The organism is Sulfurimonas sp. HSL3-1, from assembly GCF_039645995.1.
Taxonomy (GTDB): domain Bacteria; phylum Campylobacterota; class Campylobacteria; order Campylobacterales; family Sulfurimonadaceae; genus Thiomicrolovo; species Thiomicrolovo diazotrophicus.
The window spans coordinates 1,027,213-1,040,380 of sequence record NZ_CP147920.1; the positions used below are offsets into that span (position 1 = coordinate 1,027,213).

16 protein-coding genes are annotated in these 13,168 nt (G+C 54.7%); 6 read left to right on the top strand and 10 right to left on the bottom strand.

The genetic code is table 11. The features are described 5' to 3' along the window. The first annotated feature begins 125 nt into the window (after window positions 1-125). Entirely contained in the window at window positions 126-1,322 is a 1,197-nt protein-coding gene (locus tag WCY31_RS05300) for an amidohydrolase family protein (protein WP_345973501.1), read from the top strand. Between the two features lie 142 nt (window positions 1,323-1,464). Here the strand turns inward: WCY31_RS05300 and WCY31_RS05305 are convergent, their stop codons facing one another. Beyond that, window positions 1,465-1,875 carry a DUF3617 domain-containing protein gene (locus tag WCY31_RS05305; protein WP_345973503.1) on the bottom strand — a complete coding sequence of 137 codons (411 nt, stop codon included), beginning with the start codon at window positions 1,873-1,875 and terminating at the stop codon, window positions 1,465-1,467. Window positions 1,876-2,060: 185 nt separating this feature from the next. Between WCY31_RS05305 and WCY31_RS05310 the strand changes: the two genes are divergently transcribed. Both WCY31_RS05310 and WCY31_RS05315 read left to right on the top strand, forming a co-directional pair. Beyond that, complete coding sequence (locus WCY31_RS05310) at window positions 2,061-3,116, top strand: hypothetical protein (RefSeq protein ID WP_345973505.1); 1,056 nt, start codon at window positions 2,061-2,063, stop codon at window positions 3,114-3,116. 263 nt (window positions 3,117-3,379) lie between these two features. Continuing rightward, window positions 3,380-3,727: a TraR/DksA family transcriptional regulator gene (locus tag WCY31_RS05315; RefSeq protein WP_345971283.1), complete on the top strand. Its 348-nt coding sequence runs from the start codon at window positions 3,380-3,382 to the stop codon at window positions 3,725-3,727. A gap of 9 nt (window positions 3,728-3,736) precedes the next feature. On the opposite strand, the gene WCY31_RS05320 is transcribed toward WCY31_RS05315, so the two are convergent. The 6 genes from WCY31_RS05320 to WCY31_RS05345 form a co-directional block, all read right to left on the bottom strand. Beyond that, window positions 3,737-4,549, bottom strand: coding sequence for a sulfite exporter TauE/SafE family protein (locus tag WCY31_RS05320; RefSeq protein ID WP_345973507.1), 813 nt, complete (start codon window positions 4,547-4,549; stop codon window positions 3,737-3,739). Window positions 4,550-4,714: 165 nt separating this feature from the next. Next, window positions 4,715-5,140, bottom strand: a complete 426-nt coding sequence (locus WCY31_RS05325; protein WP_345973509.1) for a GNAT family N-acetyltransferase — start codon at window positions 5,138-5,140, stop codon at window positions 4,715-4,717. 8 nt (window positions 5,141-5,148) lie between these two features. Beyond that, the gene (locus WCY31_RS05330) at window positions 5,149-5,772 is read right to left on the bottom strand and encodes an NAD(P)H-dependent oxidoreductase (RefSeq protein WP_345973511.1); all 624 of its coding nucleotides are present in this window, start codon (window positions 5,770-5,772) and stop codon (window positions 5,149-5,151) included. Window positions 5,773-5,775: 3 nt separating this feature from the next. Beyond that, on the bottom strand, window positions 5,776-6,228 hold the full coding sequence (locus WCY31_RS05335) for a DMT family transporter (protein WP_345973513.1): 453 nt from the start codon (window positions 6,226-6,228) through the stop codon (window positions 5,776-5,778). Window positions 6,229-6,390: 162 nt separating this feature from the next. Then, window positions 6,391-6,981 (bottom strand): Crp/Fnr family transcriptional regulator, encoded by a 591-nt coding sequence (locus WCY31_RS05340; protein WP_345973515.1) that lies wholly within the window; start codon window positions 6,979-6,981, stop codon window positions 6,391-6,393. Window positions 6,982-7,062: 81 nt separating this feature from the next. Further along, a complete protein-coding gene (locus WCY31_RS05345; RefSeq protein ID WP_345971288.1) occupies window positions 7,063-7,758 on the bottom strand; it encodes a CDGSH iron-sulfur domain-containing protein in 696 nt (231 codons plus the stop codon). Window positions 7,759-7,938: 180 nt separating this feature from the next. On the opposite strand from WCY31_RS05345, the gene WCY31_RS05350 reads away from it, so the two are divergent. Both WCY31_RS05350 and WCY31_RS05355 read left to right on the top strand, forming a co-directional pair. Continuing rightward, window positions 7,939-8,589 (top strand): DUF5671 domain-containing protein, encoded by a 651-nt coding sequence (locus WCY31_RS05350; RefSeq protein ID WP_345973516.1) that lies wholly within the window; start codon window positions 7,939-7,941, stop codon window positions 8,587-8,589. Next, entirely contained in the window at window positions 8,586-9,017 is a 432-nt protein-coding gene (locus WCY31_RS05355; protein WP_345973518.1) for a hypothetical protein, read from the top strand. The genes WCY31_RS05350 and WCY31_RS05355 overlap by 4 nt, the downstream gene beginning before the upstream one ends. Before the next feature lie 202 nt (window positions 9,018-9,219). Here WCY31_RS05355 and WCY31_RS05360 read toward each other — a convergent pair whose 3' ends face one another. Then, a complete protein-coding gene (locus WCY31_RS05360; protein WP_345971291.1) occupies window positions 9,220-9,450 on the bottom strand; it encodes a hypothetical protein in 231 nt (76 codons plus the stop codon). 243 nt (window positions 9,451-9,693) lie between these two features. On the opposite strand from WCY31_RS05360, the gene WCY31_RS05365 reads away from it, so the two are divergent. Further along, on the top strand, window positions 9,694-10,377 hold the full coding sequence (locus tag WCY31_RS05365) for a hypothetical protein (RefSeq protein ID WP_345973519.1): 684 nt from the start codon (window positions 9,694-9,696) through the stop codon (window positions 10,375-10,377). 10 nt (window positions 10,378-10,387) lie between these two features. On the opposite strand, the gene htpG is transcribed toward WCY31_RS05365, so the two are convergent. Together htpG and truA are read right to left on the bottom strand one after the other, a co-directional pair. Next, window positions 10,388-12,286 carry a molecular chaperone HtpG gene (gene htpG, locus WCY31_RS05370; protein WP_345973521.1) on the bottom strand — a complete coding sequence of 633 codons (1,899 nt, stop codon included), beginning with the start codon at window positions 12,284-12,286 and terminating at the stop codon, window positions 10,388-10,390. Window positions 12,287-12,439: 153 nt separating this feature from the next. Further along, a complete protein-coding gene (gene truA, locus WCY31_RS05375) occupies window positions 12,440-13,165 on the bottom strand; it encodes a tRNA pseudouridine(38-40) synthase TruA (protein ID WP_345973522.1) in 726 nt (241 codons plus the stop codon). Window positions 13,166-13,168 lie beyond the last annotated feature (3 nt).

Below are 13,168 nucleotides of genomic sequence, written 5' to 3' on the forward strand. Positions count from 1 at the left end.
GAGGCATCTACATTGAGAGATGAGTGATTGATTTTTCTTATATTTTCTTTTTAAGTGTTCCGCTTGGCAAGGTTGCGGCGTTGCAGCGTGCACGCCACTTGCATATGACGCATAAAGGAGTCACCGTGATCATCAAAGCCAGCGTTCTCTACGACGGCCGTACGCGCCGGGAAGCATGTTATGTCCATATCGAGGGCACACAGATCAAAGCCGTGACGGAAAGGGCGGAACGGTACGATTTCGAAGGGATCGTCACCCCCGCCTTTGTCGATCCGCACTCCCATATCGGGATGTTCCGGGAAGGCGAACCCTCTTCGGAGGCCGAAGGTAACGACATGACCGACCAGATTCAGCCGCTGAACGAGCCGCTGCAGAGCATCTATATGGATGACCCGGCGTTTACCTATGCCACCGATTTCGGCGTGCTCTACAGCTGCATCGTCCCCGGCAGCGGTAACGTCATCGGCGGGAAGACGACCGTTATCCGCCATTTTGCGCCAAACGTCGACGGGGCGCTGGTCAAACACCTTGGCTACAAGATGGCGCTGGGCTACAACCCGACATCGACGCGGCAGTGGAAAGGCACGCGGCCCAATACGCGCATGGGGGTCAATGCCCTCCTCGAAGAGCGTTTTGATACACTGCTGGCCCGGGAGAAAAAAGCGCGTACCGCCCATGACATTGCTCTGCTGGAGCTGGATGAAAGCGCTGACGGAGAGCTCCTTGCCCTCAAACGCGAACAGATTGAGGCGGACTACCATGCCGCTTTTTCGGCGACGGAACATGCGCTGCTGGACCTGCTGCAGGGAAACAAACTCGTCAAGATCCACGTCCACAAGGAGGATGATGCGCTCTATCTGATCGAGTTGGTCAAAAAGTACGGGCTGCGCGCCAGCGCGGAGCACTGCATGGATATCCATCATCGCCATATCTTCGAAGCCCTCGATGCGGCGGGAATCCCTGTCGTCTTCGGACCGCTGGGAAGCGTCGGTTATAAAACCGAGCTCAAACACGCCTCGTATAAAAACGTCTCCGAGCTGGTCGGGGCAAAGGTGCCCATGGCAGTCATGAGCGATCATCCCGTCATCCATGCACATACCCTGCGCGATGCGTCGCAATACTTCATGATCGCCGGTCTCGATGCGACGGATGCGATCAACCTTCTTACCCGGGAAAATGCCCGTGCCATCGATATGGACGCGGAGCTCGGCACTATCGAGCCGGGCAAATGGGCCTCGCTGCTGTTATGGGACCGTGAGCCGATGATGCTCGGCGCCATCCCCCGCGTCGTCATCGGCGAAGGGCGTGTACTGCGGCAATAGGTGCTCGGCAGAACTTGTCGATCTACCGTTAGCAAAACGTGGATGGATCATGCTCACATAGAGAGGCTTGTGCCGATGTCGAACGGAAGATTTTGGGGATCAAACCGTTCCCACACGAGGGTTTGGGAACGGATCTGTAGGGTTATTCGCAGGGGCCGAGGTATTTGCCCGTCATCGTTGTCGTCATAGTCATGGCGCCCATACCCGTATCGGTATGCATATTCATTTTTCCGTGGAAACTCTCCCCCTTATAGGTGATGGTACCGTCCCCTTTGGAGTGGTTGCATTCGATGCGCCAGGATACGGTGTCGCCGTCGACCTTCTGCTCTAAGACTTTACAGCCGTCATTGTCGTTTTGCTGTACCGGAACGCGATCCTCCGCGCTCATGCACTGCTCAAAGGTCGTTGCGGGGATCTGCATCGCCATCCCCTGCATTTCCGTTTTACTGGTGATGGACCATTTTCCCTCTTTGAAGTCCGGTCCTGCCGGTTCTGAAGAGCAGGCGCTGAAGAGGAACCCGGAACAGATTAAAGCGGTAAGTACCGATCGCATATAACATCCTTGTACATGAATTTGAGGGCCATTGTAATATATTATTGTGATATTCGCAAACCAAACGTCATAGGGTGTATAGATGTGTAATGTTGTTAAGGTTACTTGCGTTAGGGTTATCGTATATAGGTAGGTCGGTGCTACCTTGCACCCGCCTGTCAACTCACGTCAACAAAAGGATTCCTATGCTGAAAATAAAATGGGCGCTGATAGCCATAATGCTGCTGGCGGTCGCCAATCCGGCCGGAGCGGCGGGCAACGAGAATGGAGGGCTTTTCCACAAAAAAGTCCAGTTGTACAACGGAAAACGCAGTGATCCCTATACGGTCTTTTACCCCATCGAGATCACCGAACCGGGACGGGTGACGTTCGAGATCAAGGTGACGAACTACACGCATGACCAGGTCGATCAGCAAAAACGGCACTCCCCGTTCCGCTGGTATTTTGTCGATTCGCGTTTTCTTGACGGCAAACAGCCGATGAAAAAGAGCACGTTCCAGGAGTGGGCGCAAAAAGCGAACAAATACAATCCCGTCGAGTACATCGCGGGCGATGAGATCCGGGGCGTCTATAGAAGCCTCAAAAATCTCTCCGACTCCATCTTCGGCAAGAAGAAAAAGAAAAAGCTTCCGGCGTACTACCGCCGCGGCAATGCCCATGTTACGCTTGCCGACGGGCGGTCGACGCCGCCGCACTACGACATTGACCAGATGGAGTTGATGGAGACGCAGGGGATGTACTTCATTGTCCTGGACAACTACGATACGCAGCTGGCACCGGAGTTCGAGGTGAAGATCTCCTACCCCGGCAAACAGCAGTATGTCGACGAGGCGCTGCAGCCCAAACCGATGGACCTCGGTATCCTTCAGATGGGACAGCGCAGGGGAAGCGGGAAACTCTATGTGACGTTGCAAAACTTCGGAGAGGGTGCTATCCCCGACGAGGTGTATGCGCGCAAAGGAAAAAGTGCTTTAACACTGATGCTGACGGTTGACGGCAAATCGTGGGGCGGTGTGACGCTGGCCGGTCTCGATGCGCGCAAGCGCTTGGCCAAGCCCGGCGGTAAGGTGACGTACACCTTCGAGAATCTGACATTGAAAGACGGCATGAAAATCACCGCCGCGTTGAATATGCCGCGTTTTGAAGATACGAACCGCCGCAATAATCGTATGAATACGACCGCCAGCGTTAAACAAGAGCTCAAACCGGTGACGCAGCCGCGCCCTGTACAGGGGCAGTAGGCATCGGATGAGACGCTGGATACAGCCTCCTCTGTCATGGTTTAATACCGCTAGTGCCGGGAGCAATCGTGTGCCCGGAACTGGCGGAGCAAATGGATTCGGAACATACCGGAACCCACGTGCGGCATTCCAGTATTTTTCGTAAACCTTGTCGGCGGGAGCGCGCAGTCGCATTGCGGAACCAGCCGACCAAACTTGTTTTTCCCCTTAATCAATCTTTTACATTGGTACGAATAAGATAGTAAAAAAGAGGAGAAGAAGCAATGAAAAAAAAGCATCTAGAAACGTTTGAAACAACGCTGTTGGCGATGAAATCGGAGCTGGAATCGAGCATCGCGCGTCTTCTCGAGGAGAATGACGCCGTGACCACGACGGACGACGGTGTCGATATGCAGGACGAAGTCGCGCTGGAAAACGAGAGCCGGAACGAAACGGCGCTGATCCAACAGCAGCGGCATGAGCTCGATGAGGTCAATCACGCCCTGGCAAAGATCAAAAACGGGACCTACGGCGTCTGCGAGGCGAGCGGCGACAAGATCCCCCTTGAGCGGCTGCAGGCGATCCCGCATGCCCGATACTGCATCGAGGAGCAGCGCGAAGCGGAACTGTAGCGCTGGGCTTCACGCCGACTGTGTCGAATTTTTTTGCTGATGAGAGAAGATCTTGTATGCCGAGAGCATCAGGACCACCGCCAGCAGGAGGACCAGCATGTCCCCGGGAACAACCCCGAGCAGAGCCGAACCGGCGGCGGCGCCGGCAATGGACCCGACGGCCAGGGCGATGAAGAGCCGCCGCTCTTCGCGCAAGACGATAAAGGCCTGGCTCTGGCTGTACCGTGCAAAACCGACGATCATCGTCGGCAGGCTGATCGCGAGTGAGAGGCTGCCGGCCAGTTTGATGTCGACGCCGTAAAGCAGGACGATCACGGGGATGAGCAGCTCGCCTCCCGCCACACCGAGCATTGATGCGACGACACCGATGCCGAATCCCGCCGCTACTCCCGCGATCATCTGTGCCAGCGGGGCATCAAAAAGCGCCCCGTTCTCTCCCTGGAGGAACCAGTGCTCTCCCATCAGGACGGTAGCGAGAAAGAGCAGGAGTGCGAGCACGATGCGGTCGAGCGTGCGCTCGCTGATCCTCATCGCAATGCCGGCAGCGATCCAGGCGCCCGCCAGGGAGCCTGCGAGAAGGTTGAGCATGATGCTTTTGTACTCCCACAGCTGATCAAAAGGGATTTCAGAAGCGCGGAAGAGCAGTGCGAAAAAGACGACGATGAGCGATGTCGCCTTGTTAAGGATAACGGCCTTGAGCGTGTCGAGCCGGAACAGCCCCTTGAGTACAGGCAGCCGGAATTCCGCGCCGCCCAGCCCGATCAGCCCCGCCAGTGTCGCGACAGCGCCCCCGGCGGCGAATCCCTGGAGGAGACGTTTCATACTGCGCTACATCTTTCGTACGGTTGGATTGACATCAATGCCCTTGGTATATTTGCGGGTATTGTAGCAGACGCTTATCAAAATACCCATTGAATTACACCTATTTAAACGCAAAAGATTTAATTGTCTGTGAAAAACTTGATGCCGCAATACGGGAGGAGGCTTTTATTCCAGCAGTCCCCACGCGATCGCCTGCTCCCGGTTTTCAAAAACCGCCATGGCCGTGCGCATGCGTCTGAAACCGAGCTTTTCGTAAAACGCCTCCTTCCCCGGATTGGCGTAGAGAATGATCTTTTTATGTCCGCGGGCGCGTTCGACGAGCGCGGAGACAATGCCTTTGCCAAGCCCCTGGCCCTGGTAGGCCGGCAGCACGGCGACATCGCAGATATAGGCGCAGTCAACGCCGTCGGCAAGTGCTCGTCCCGCGGCGACCATAGCAGGTCCGTCGAAGACGAAACAGACGAACATACTGTTGCCGAAGACCGTCCGAAGCGCCTCCGGAGGTTTGTCTCCCAGCGGGGCGGCCCTGTAGAGGTCGGAAAGCTGCTCCCAGTCAATGCCGTCGCAGGTATCGTGCCATGTAAGCTGCATAGTGTCTCCTAGTCCACAAAGGTGACGACGTCGTCGAATGCGCGGCGATGGCGATGCTCGGGACGGGAGGTGCCGTACCCCATCGGGAGCACCATCGAGACGCCAAAGGTCGCTGTATCGACCCGCAGCAGGGACATCACCGCTTCCGCGTCGAAGCCTCCGAGGGGACAGGAGTCGATGCCCAGCGCCGCCGCGGCGTTCATCAGGTTCATCGCCGCGAGATAGCACTGTTTGTCAGCATAATCGCCGAGCTGCCCGGGGCTCAGTGCGTCGGTATAGCCCGCATAAAAACCCTTGAGTACGTTTTCATAGAGGTCGTCCCCGTCGCGGCGTAGCAGGGGTTCGACATAACCGTCCTCGATGCGGAGCGTTTTTCTGGCGAGAATGACGATCACCGCCGAGGCCGTCCCCACCTGTTCCTGGCCGTAACAGCAGCTCTGAAGCTGCCGTTTCAGCGGATCGGAGGTGACGACCAGGAACTGCCACGGTTCGATGCCGAAGGAGGAGGGGCTGAGACGCCCGGCCTCGAGAATGTAGTCCAGCTCATCGGCGGCGATCGCTTTATGCTCGTGAAACCGTCGGGCGGCATGCCGGAATTGCAGAATGTCCAGGTAGTGTGCTTTCATATGCATAGATTATCCTTCATAGGTGATGAGTACGACGCCGGAGAGCATGATCGCGAGTCCGGCGAGCTTTTTGTACGTAATGGCCTCCATGGGCAGACCGAACCAGCCGAACGCGCCGGCGATCATGACGAAAACCATCTGGCCGCTCAAGCCGAAGGTGAACATCTTTGCGATGCCGATCTTCGGAATAATGTAGTAATACAGGGCGATGCCGATAACGCTGAAAAATCCCCCGGCAACCCAGAGGTAAAGGGGCACGCTGCCGCCTCCTTTCGGAAGCGACAGTTGCGCCGGATTACCCAAGAGGTAGAGCAGCGCAAAGAGCGTGCTGACCGTGTAGGCAATCAGCGTTGCGAGAAACGGGTTTTTCAGCATGACGCCCAGCTGCGCATTGAAACCGCCTTGCACTGCCAGGGCAATCCCGGCTGCGAATGCAGTGAGGTAGAGTGTCATCGCATACATCGGCGTACCGCGTCATGCGTGCGCGTCCATCTGCTGTGTACCGCGTTCATGATTTTCCTTCAGCGTTATTCTATGGAAACACGTTCCATATGCGGCAATGATAATAAAAAGCCCCCCTTCGTGTCATTTACATATGTTGATGTGCCGTCGATTAAGAAGCGTTTATTTGAGGTTTTTGCGTATGCGGCTCAGCTGGGTCGGCGTGATGCCGAGGTGCGCGGCGATATGGTGCTGGCTGACACGCTTTTCGATCCCGGGGTGCTTTTTGAGAAAGGCGAGATACCGTGAGCGCGCATCTTCGAGCACAAGGGCGATCTCGACGCGCTCTTTCTCGATGACCCACTTCTGTTCAAGGTAGGCGATGTAGAACGCTTTGACGTCGTCATACTTGTCGATGAGACGGCGGTAGTCTCGGTAGGCGATCTCGATGACGGAGGTCTCCTCCAACGTCTCGATACAGAACTCCGAAGGGGAGCCGAGCAGCATGGAGGCCTTTGAACCGGCAAAATCATGTTCCAAAAAGAGGTTTTTGTTGTACATATGTCCCTCTTCGTCCAGAAAATAGGTGCGCAGGAGCCCTTTGCAGATAAAGTAGAGTCTCGTCGCCGTATCGCCGAAATGCAGCAGGGTTTCTCCTTTTTGATAGGTCTGGAAGGTGATGTGCGTCTCGAACGCTTCCCATGAACGTTCGGAAATGGGAGCGTAGGCGTCCATGACGTGTTTTAAAGAGGCGAGGCATTCGTTTTCGATCATTTTCTTCTCTTCTGAAAAGCTACAGCGCTGTTTTGATGTGTTTGACTGATCATTCGGCGTCATTCCAATCGGCAAAGGAAGTTATTTGTCTTCGGTCGCCTTGAAATGCGTCAGCAGGTGCCTGGCATCGCAGAAAGGCTTGTTGTGTGATGCCCCGCAGCGGCAAAGCGTGACGCGGTTCCTGATCTCATAAGGGGTGCCGTCCGCCGAGATGACGGGGATGCCGCCGCGAACCCAAATGGGGCCGCTGCAGTGCTTTTGCGGGTCCTCGATAAGCACGATGGAGGGTTCAAACTTCGGTTCGATCGCCTCCCCGGTCTTTTTGTCCCAGGCCACGAGCCGTCCGGCCGGGCAGTCCCACACCTCCTGGAGGAGCACCGGGCGGATTTCAGGATCGTCCGAAAGTTTTACCATGTTCCATACCCCGCCGTGCGGGTCGCAGAAGCGGGCGAGGGCACAGTAGCATTTGGCATCGGTCAGGTAGATGTCGGGGCCGTCGTAGGTCTTTGAAAGTTCCACGATGGGGAGACGTTCAGCCGTTTCGGTGCCGTCAAAACCGCACTTCGCGTGACTGCCGTCGCAGAAAGGGTGCTTTTTGGACTGTCCGCAGCGGCAGAGGCTGTAAACGGCCTGGAGCGGATACTGCTTTCCCTCGATCCACTTGACCGCTTCGCCCTCATCGTTGACGCCAATGGTCTGTACGGAGAGGGGAATACTGCCCCTGACGATGAGGGGGCCGTTTTTGACGATGGTAATGCTTTGTGCTGTTTCAGTCATAGTGTGCCTTCTTTGGCTACTTTAGCATATTTTAGAACGTCACGGTACATATCGTGCAGAATCTAACAGCCGATTTCCCTGATGGCGATAAGGTTTCATTATAAAATTATGGGACCGATGTCGAATGCTCTATGATACAATCGTACTGCATAGATTCTTGTTATCAAGGAGAACAACGATATGGCGGCTGTCTCTGAAGAACTGTCGAATTTTATCCGGGAGGCCCTGCAGCAGGGGCTCGGGCGCCCGGAGATCGAAAAGGTCCTGCTCGAAGCCGGATGGATGAAGGAGGAGGTCGCGCACGGACTCGGGAAATTCGCCGACGTCGATTTTCCGATCCCGGTGCCGAAACCAAAACCCTATCTCTCGGCGATGGAAGCTTTTCTCTACCTGCTGCTTTTTGCCGCACTCTATATGAGCGCTTACAACCTGGGAAGCCTGCTCTTCAATATCATTGCCCTGGTGCTGCCCGATCCGGCACTGACGGGCAGGGGGGATATGGAAGCGTGGATAGAACGCGGTATCCGCTGGGACATCTCCATGCTGCTCATCGCCTTTCCGCTCTATCTCTATATGAGCTATCTGATCAGCCGCTCCTACCGGCGAGACCCGCTTGGGCGCGCGTCAAAGATACGCAAATGGCTGACCTACGTGACGCTGTTCATCGTTTCCGGGTTTATCGTCGGCGACCTGGCCGTTTTGATCTTCAACCTTCTAGGCGGGGAAATGACGCTGCGTTTCTTCCTGAAATTTCTGGTCGTCGGCATTATTGCCGGGACGATCTTCGGCTACTACCTGTGGGACCTCCGTAAAGAGGAGAAAGAGCAATGAGACGCGGCGAAGCGGCGGGGAGGCTCATCATACTTCTCGCGGTGAGCGCCGTTATTGCCGCCATCGTCGCGGGAATGATGCTGATCGACTCCCCCGCCAAAGAGCGGGCGAAGAAGCTTGATAAAAGGCGTGTCTCTGATCTGGCGGAGATTGCCCTGACGATCGACCGCTACTGGGAACGCTACCACAAACTCCCAGACGACATGAACGCCCTGCAAGAAGGGGTCGTGAGCGAGATAGAGATCGCAGACCCTAAGACCCTGAGGAGCTATGGTTATCGCATCACCGCTGCGTCTGCCTATGAACTGTGCGCCGAATTCGATACAAAACAGAGCAAAGAGAGCTGGATGTATCGGGCTGGAAGAGAGCGGGATTGGTCCCACAATGCGGGGGAGTACTGCTTCAGACTGACACCTTATGAAAAGTAGGGACGTGAATGCGTGAAGCGGCTTTAGGAACGGTCGTTTGGATATTTCGGGCGCTTTTGAGTGTACGGGGATATAGACGTTACAAAGCAAAAATGCGTCTGACGGGTGAGTGATACCGTGAGTGAATCATGTGCGGTGGCGAAGCTTCGGGGGTATCGGGTCTCCAATATAAGACGAGTCTAGTGTACTAACGGCAGGCGCGTCAGCTCTCCTCTTCTCCAACTTCTTCGGACTGTGTCGTCACCATCGCTCTCGTATGATCCCCGTAGACCGGTTTTTCGTTGCGGAGCAGATCGGTGACGATGGCAAAACTTTCTGCGTTGACAGCGCCTGTACGTTTGCGTTCTCCATCAAAATAGGTGAACCAGAAATATCCCGTGTTGGTACTTGAGTCCCACCAAGCCTGGTACTTATTGATCAGTTTGATTGCCATTTCTCTCTCCTTGCTACCGACTGTTCGTATCGCGATATCTCCGATGCCCCAAAACTTCCATGACTATTATAGCTTTGAAAACAAATATATAAAAACATTAAAAAGTATTTTATTGAATATATATGTTGGCGTAGTATCGGGTCGGGAGCGAAAGGATACATAGAAAGCAAAATGTGTATACATTACTATTTAATAATAAAAAATATATAATCGTAAATATTAAAATAAATTGGAGGGTGTAGAATGACGATCAAGCACGTAATTGGGGCTTTGTTGCTGGCTTTGGCTTTCAGCGGGTGTACCGCTGTTCAAAATCATGAAGTTGCAAAATTGGAAACGTTCTCCGATGTGTCACAGTATGAACACAAGCCTTCGGCTTATATCAATATTCATGGTTTTCATGGTGATCCGGAGAGCGGAAGTGCGTCCGAAATAACCCAGGCGACAGAAGAATTAAAGCCTGTCGTACAACGAATCATCGATGAGTCAAAGCTCTTTAGTTCCTATACCTTTGATGCATCCAAACAGCAAGATGTTGATTATACGATTACGCTTAATCTTTATAATCATGGCAACGAAATGTTGGCGATGTTGTCCGGTTTTATCACGGGGTTCAGCTTCTTTATTATTCCCGGAGGCGGTACAGATAACTATACGCTGCAGCTCAAAGCTGTTGCAACTGCCGATAACATTGAAACGACGGTTCAGAACAGAGACTCCGTCACGACATGGGTCGGGATCTGGTTTATCCCGATGATGGGCAATGGCATCCGTGAGGCGACAGATGAAACCTTGGAAAATCAGCTCCGGGATGCTTTGCAGAAGCTTTTCGAAAGCGGTGCGTTGGAATACTCACGGCTGGAAGGCTTTTGGCAGCCATCCCTTTATCAGGGGAATATAGAAAGTAATACGTATTTAGGAGGTTGAGCGGCGCGCTTTACAGCGCTTTGCTCATAATGCGGTTCATCCGGGCGATGAAACCGGCGGTGTCGTCGAGTTCGGCACCTTCGAAGAGTTTCGCCTGGTCCAGCAGGACGAACGCGGCGTCGTTGACGAGGTTGACGTCAGACGTACCGTTGAGTTTTTCGAGCAGCTCGTGTTTCGGGTTGATCTGGAGGATCGGTTTGATATCCGGGATCTCCATCCCCATGCCGCCGCCCATCTGTTTCATCATCTGGGCCATCTGGTAGTTCGGATCCTCTTTGTCGATCTTGAGGCAGACCGGCGAGTCCGTGAGGTCCGTGGTGACTTCGACCTTCGAGACCTTGTCGCCAAGGGCCTCCGTCATCGCACCGACGAGGCTCTCAAAGGCTTTTGCCGTCTCTTCATCCGCTTTTTTCTCCTCTTCACTCTCCTCGAACTGGGCATCGGAGACGTTGACAAACTTGTACTCTTTGTACTCCGTGACCATCGGGAAGACGATAGTGTCGATCTCGTCGTTGAGGATGAGAACGTCGATTCCTTTTGCCTTAAAGCGCTCGAGTTGCGGTGAGTTTTTGAGCATTTGGAGGCTCATTTTGCCGCTGATGTAGTAGATCTCCTTCTTCGTCTCATCGACTTTGGTGACGAAGGATTCGATGTCCGTCTGCTCGTTGGAGTTCAAGGTGTTGAACTTCAGCAGCTCGAGGATCTTTTCACGGTTGCCGAAGTCGCTGTAGAGCCCCTCTTTGATGACGTTGCCGAACTCACTGTAGAAGGCGTCGTATTTCTCGGCGTCTTTCTTCTTCAGTTTGGCAAGCTCGCTGAGCACCTTCTTGACGGAGGCGTTCTGGATCTTGTTCATGACCGGGTTGGACTGCAGGATCTCGCGGCTGACGTTGAGCGGCAGATCGGCACTGTCGATCACCCCGCGCAGGAAGCGCAGATAGGTCGGCATCAGCTCTTTGTCGTCGTCGGTGATGAAGACGCGGTTGATGTAGAGCTTCACGCCCGGCTGGTAGTCGACGCGGTAGAGGTCCATCGGCGCCTTGGACGGGATGTAGAAGAGGGTCGTGTACTCGATCGCACCTTCGGCCTTGTGGTGCAGCCAGGTGATAGGCTCGCCGGAGTCGTGCGACAGTGAACTGTAAAACTCTTTGTACTCGTCATCGCTGATGTCGGATTTGGAGAGCGTCCAGAGCGCAGAGGCCTTGTTGATCTGCTCGTTCTTGATCTCCGTGCTGGACGGTTTGGTTTCGTTGCCTTCGTCGTCGCGTTCGGCCGGAATGAAGTTCTCCTTGTCCATAAAGATTGGGAAAGGGATGTGGTTGGAGTACTTCTTGATGATGTTCTCGATACGGTACGTCTCGAGGAACTCCTCGTCTTCGTCCTTGAGGAAGAGGGTGATGCTGGTACCGTTACCCTCTTTTTCAGCCGGTTCGATATCGAACTCGCCGTCGCCCGCGGAGATCCATTTGTACGCCTGCTCCTCGCCCGCTTTCTTGGTGACGACTTCGATCTTGTCGGCGACCATGAAGGCGGCGTAAAAGCCTACACCGAACTGGCCGATAAGCTGGCTGTCTTTTTTCGCGTCGCCGGAGAGGTTTTCCAGGAAGGCTTTGGTACCGGATTTGGCGATGGTGCCGAGGTGGGCGACGAGGTCCTCGTCGTTCATCCCGATTCCGGTGTCGCTGACGGTCAGGGTCTTGGCCTCTTTATCTATCGCGATATCGACACGCGGCGTGAAGGCGATCCCTTTATAGGCATCGTCGGTCAGGTGCAGCATGTTGAGCTTGTCGAGGGCGTCGGAGGCGTTGGAGACGAGCTCGCGCAGAAAAATCTCTTTGTTGGAATAGAGCGAGTGGATCATCAGCTGAAGCAGCTGGTTGATTTCGGTCTGGAACTGATGTTTTGCCATCGTAAAAACTCCTCAATAGTTGGTCGAATTTTCAGATGTGATTTTAGCGAAAAAAGTTAATGGTCGCAAGTTATATCAATATAGTTTAGTGCAATTGGCTAAACAAAATGGTACGGTCACCCGGGAAAAAGAAGTTGGCGAAAAACGGGAGTGTCAGTAGATGATCTTCGAGAGGTAGAGTCCGGCGGCGGGGGCGAGGTCGGTGCTGTGGCGCGTTTTGACGTCGATCTGCTCCTGCAGCTGTGTGAGGCTCATTTCGCCGCTGTTGACCTTCAGGACGGCGTCGGCCATCATCCGGATCTGCGAGCGGAGGTAGCCGTTGGCCTCGAAGTAGAGGATGGTGTAGCCCCTGCGGCGGTAGGCGAAGGCTTTGTAGACGGTGCGAACATAGTGTTTCACGTCGGAACCGGTCTTTTTGAAATATTCGAAGTCGTGCTCGCCCTCGAAAAGGCGCATGGCGTTATTGATCCGTTCCAGCTCCAGGGGCGGAGTGAAGGTGACGAGCTCCGCTTCAAAGGGGTTGGAAGGAAGGTCGCTCATGATGTAGCGGTAGACGCGCCGGCGTGCGCTGAAACGGGCGTGGAAGTCTTCTTTGGCCGGTTCAAGCCGGCGGATGCCGATGGAGGCGGGAAGCTGGTGGGCGAGGGCGCGGCGGAGTTTGGCCAGATCGCTCCAGTGGCGCGGCAGGTCGAGATGCACGACCTGGCGGAAAGCGTGGACACCCGCGTCGGTACGGCCCGACGCGATCGGTTTGGCAGAGATGCCGAGGCGCGTGAGCGCCTGATGGAGCACCCCCATAACGGTGTTGCCCGTCTCCGTTTGGCTTTGGGAGCCGGAGAAGCGGCTGCCGTTATAGCTGAGAGTCAGTTTGATGCGCATGGG

Bases quoted from the DNA above. Each gene is read 5' to 3' on its own strand.
- WCY31_RS05305 (WP_345973503.1), bottom strand. From the start codon at position 1,875: ATGCGATCGGTACTTACCGCTTTAATCTGTTCCGGGTTCCTCTTCAGC.
- WCY31_RS05310 (WP_345973505.1), top strand. From the start codon at position 2,061: ATGCTGAAAATAAAATGGGCGCTGATAGCCATAATGCTGCTGGCGGTC.
- WCY31_RS05315 (WP_345971283.1), top strand. From the start codon at position 3,380: ATGAAAAAAAAGCATCTAGAAACGTTTGAAACAACGCTGTTGGCGATG.
- WCY31_RS05320 (WP_345973507.1), bottom strand. From the start codon at position 4,549: ATGAAACGTCTCCTCCAGGGATTCGCCGCCGGGGGCGCTGTCGCGACA.
- WCY31_RS05325 (WP_345973509.1), bottom strand. From the start codon at position 5,140: ATGCAGCTTACATGGCACGATACCTGCGACGGCATTGACTGGGAGCAG.
- WCY31_RS05330 (WP_345973511.1), bottom strand. From the start codon at position 5,772: ATGCATATGAAAGCACACTACCTGGACATTCTGCAATTCCGGCATGCC.
- WCY31_RS05335 (WP_345973513.1), bottom strand. From the start codon at position 6,228: ATGTATGCGATGACACTCTACCTCACTGCATTCGCAGCCGGGATTGCC.
- WCY31_RS05340 (WP_345973515.1), bottom strand. From the start codon at position 6,981: ATGATCGAAAACGAATGCCTCGCCTCTTTAAAACACGTCATGGACGCC.
- WCY31_RS05345 (WP_345971288.1), bottom strand. From the start codon at position 7,758: ATGACTGAAACAGCACAAAGCATTACCATCGTCAAAAACGGCCCCCTC.
- WCY31_RS05350 (WP_345973516.1), top strand. From the start codon at position 7,939: ATGGCGGCTGTCTCTGAAGAACTGTCGAATTTTATCCGGGAGGCCCTG.
- WCY31_RS05355 (WP_345973518.1), top strand. From the start codon at position 8,586: ATGAGACGCGGCGAAGCGGCGGGGAGGCTCATCATACTTCTCGCGGTG.
- WCY31_RS05360 (WP_345971291.1), bottom strand. From the start codon at position 9,450: ATGGCAATCAAACTGATCAATAAGTACCAGGCTTGGTGGGACTCAAGT.
- WCY31_RS05365 (WP_345973519.1), top strand. From the start codon at position 9,694: ATGACGATCAAGCACGTAATTGGGGCTTTGTTGCTGGCTTTGGCTTTC.
- htpG (WP_345973521.1), bottom strand. From the start codon at position 12,286: ATGGCAAAACATCAGTTCCAGACCGAAATCAACCAGCTGCTTCAGCTG.
- truA (WP_345973522.1), bottom strand. From the start codon at position 13,165: ATGCGCATCAAACTGACTCTCAGCTATAACGGCAGCCGCTTCTCCGGC.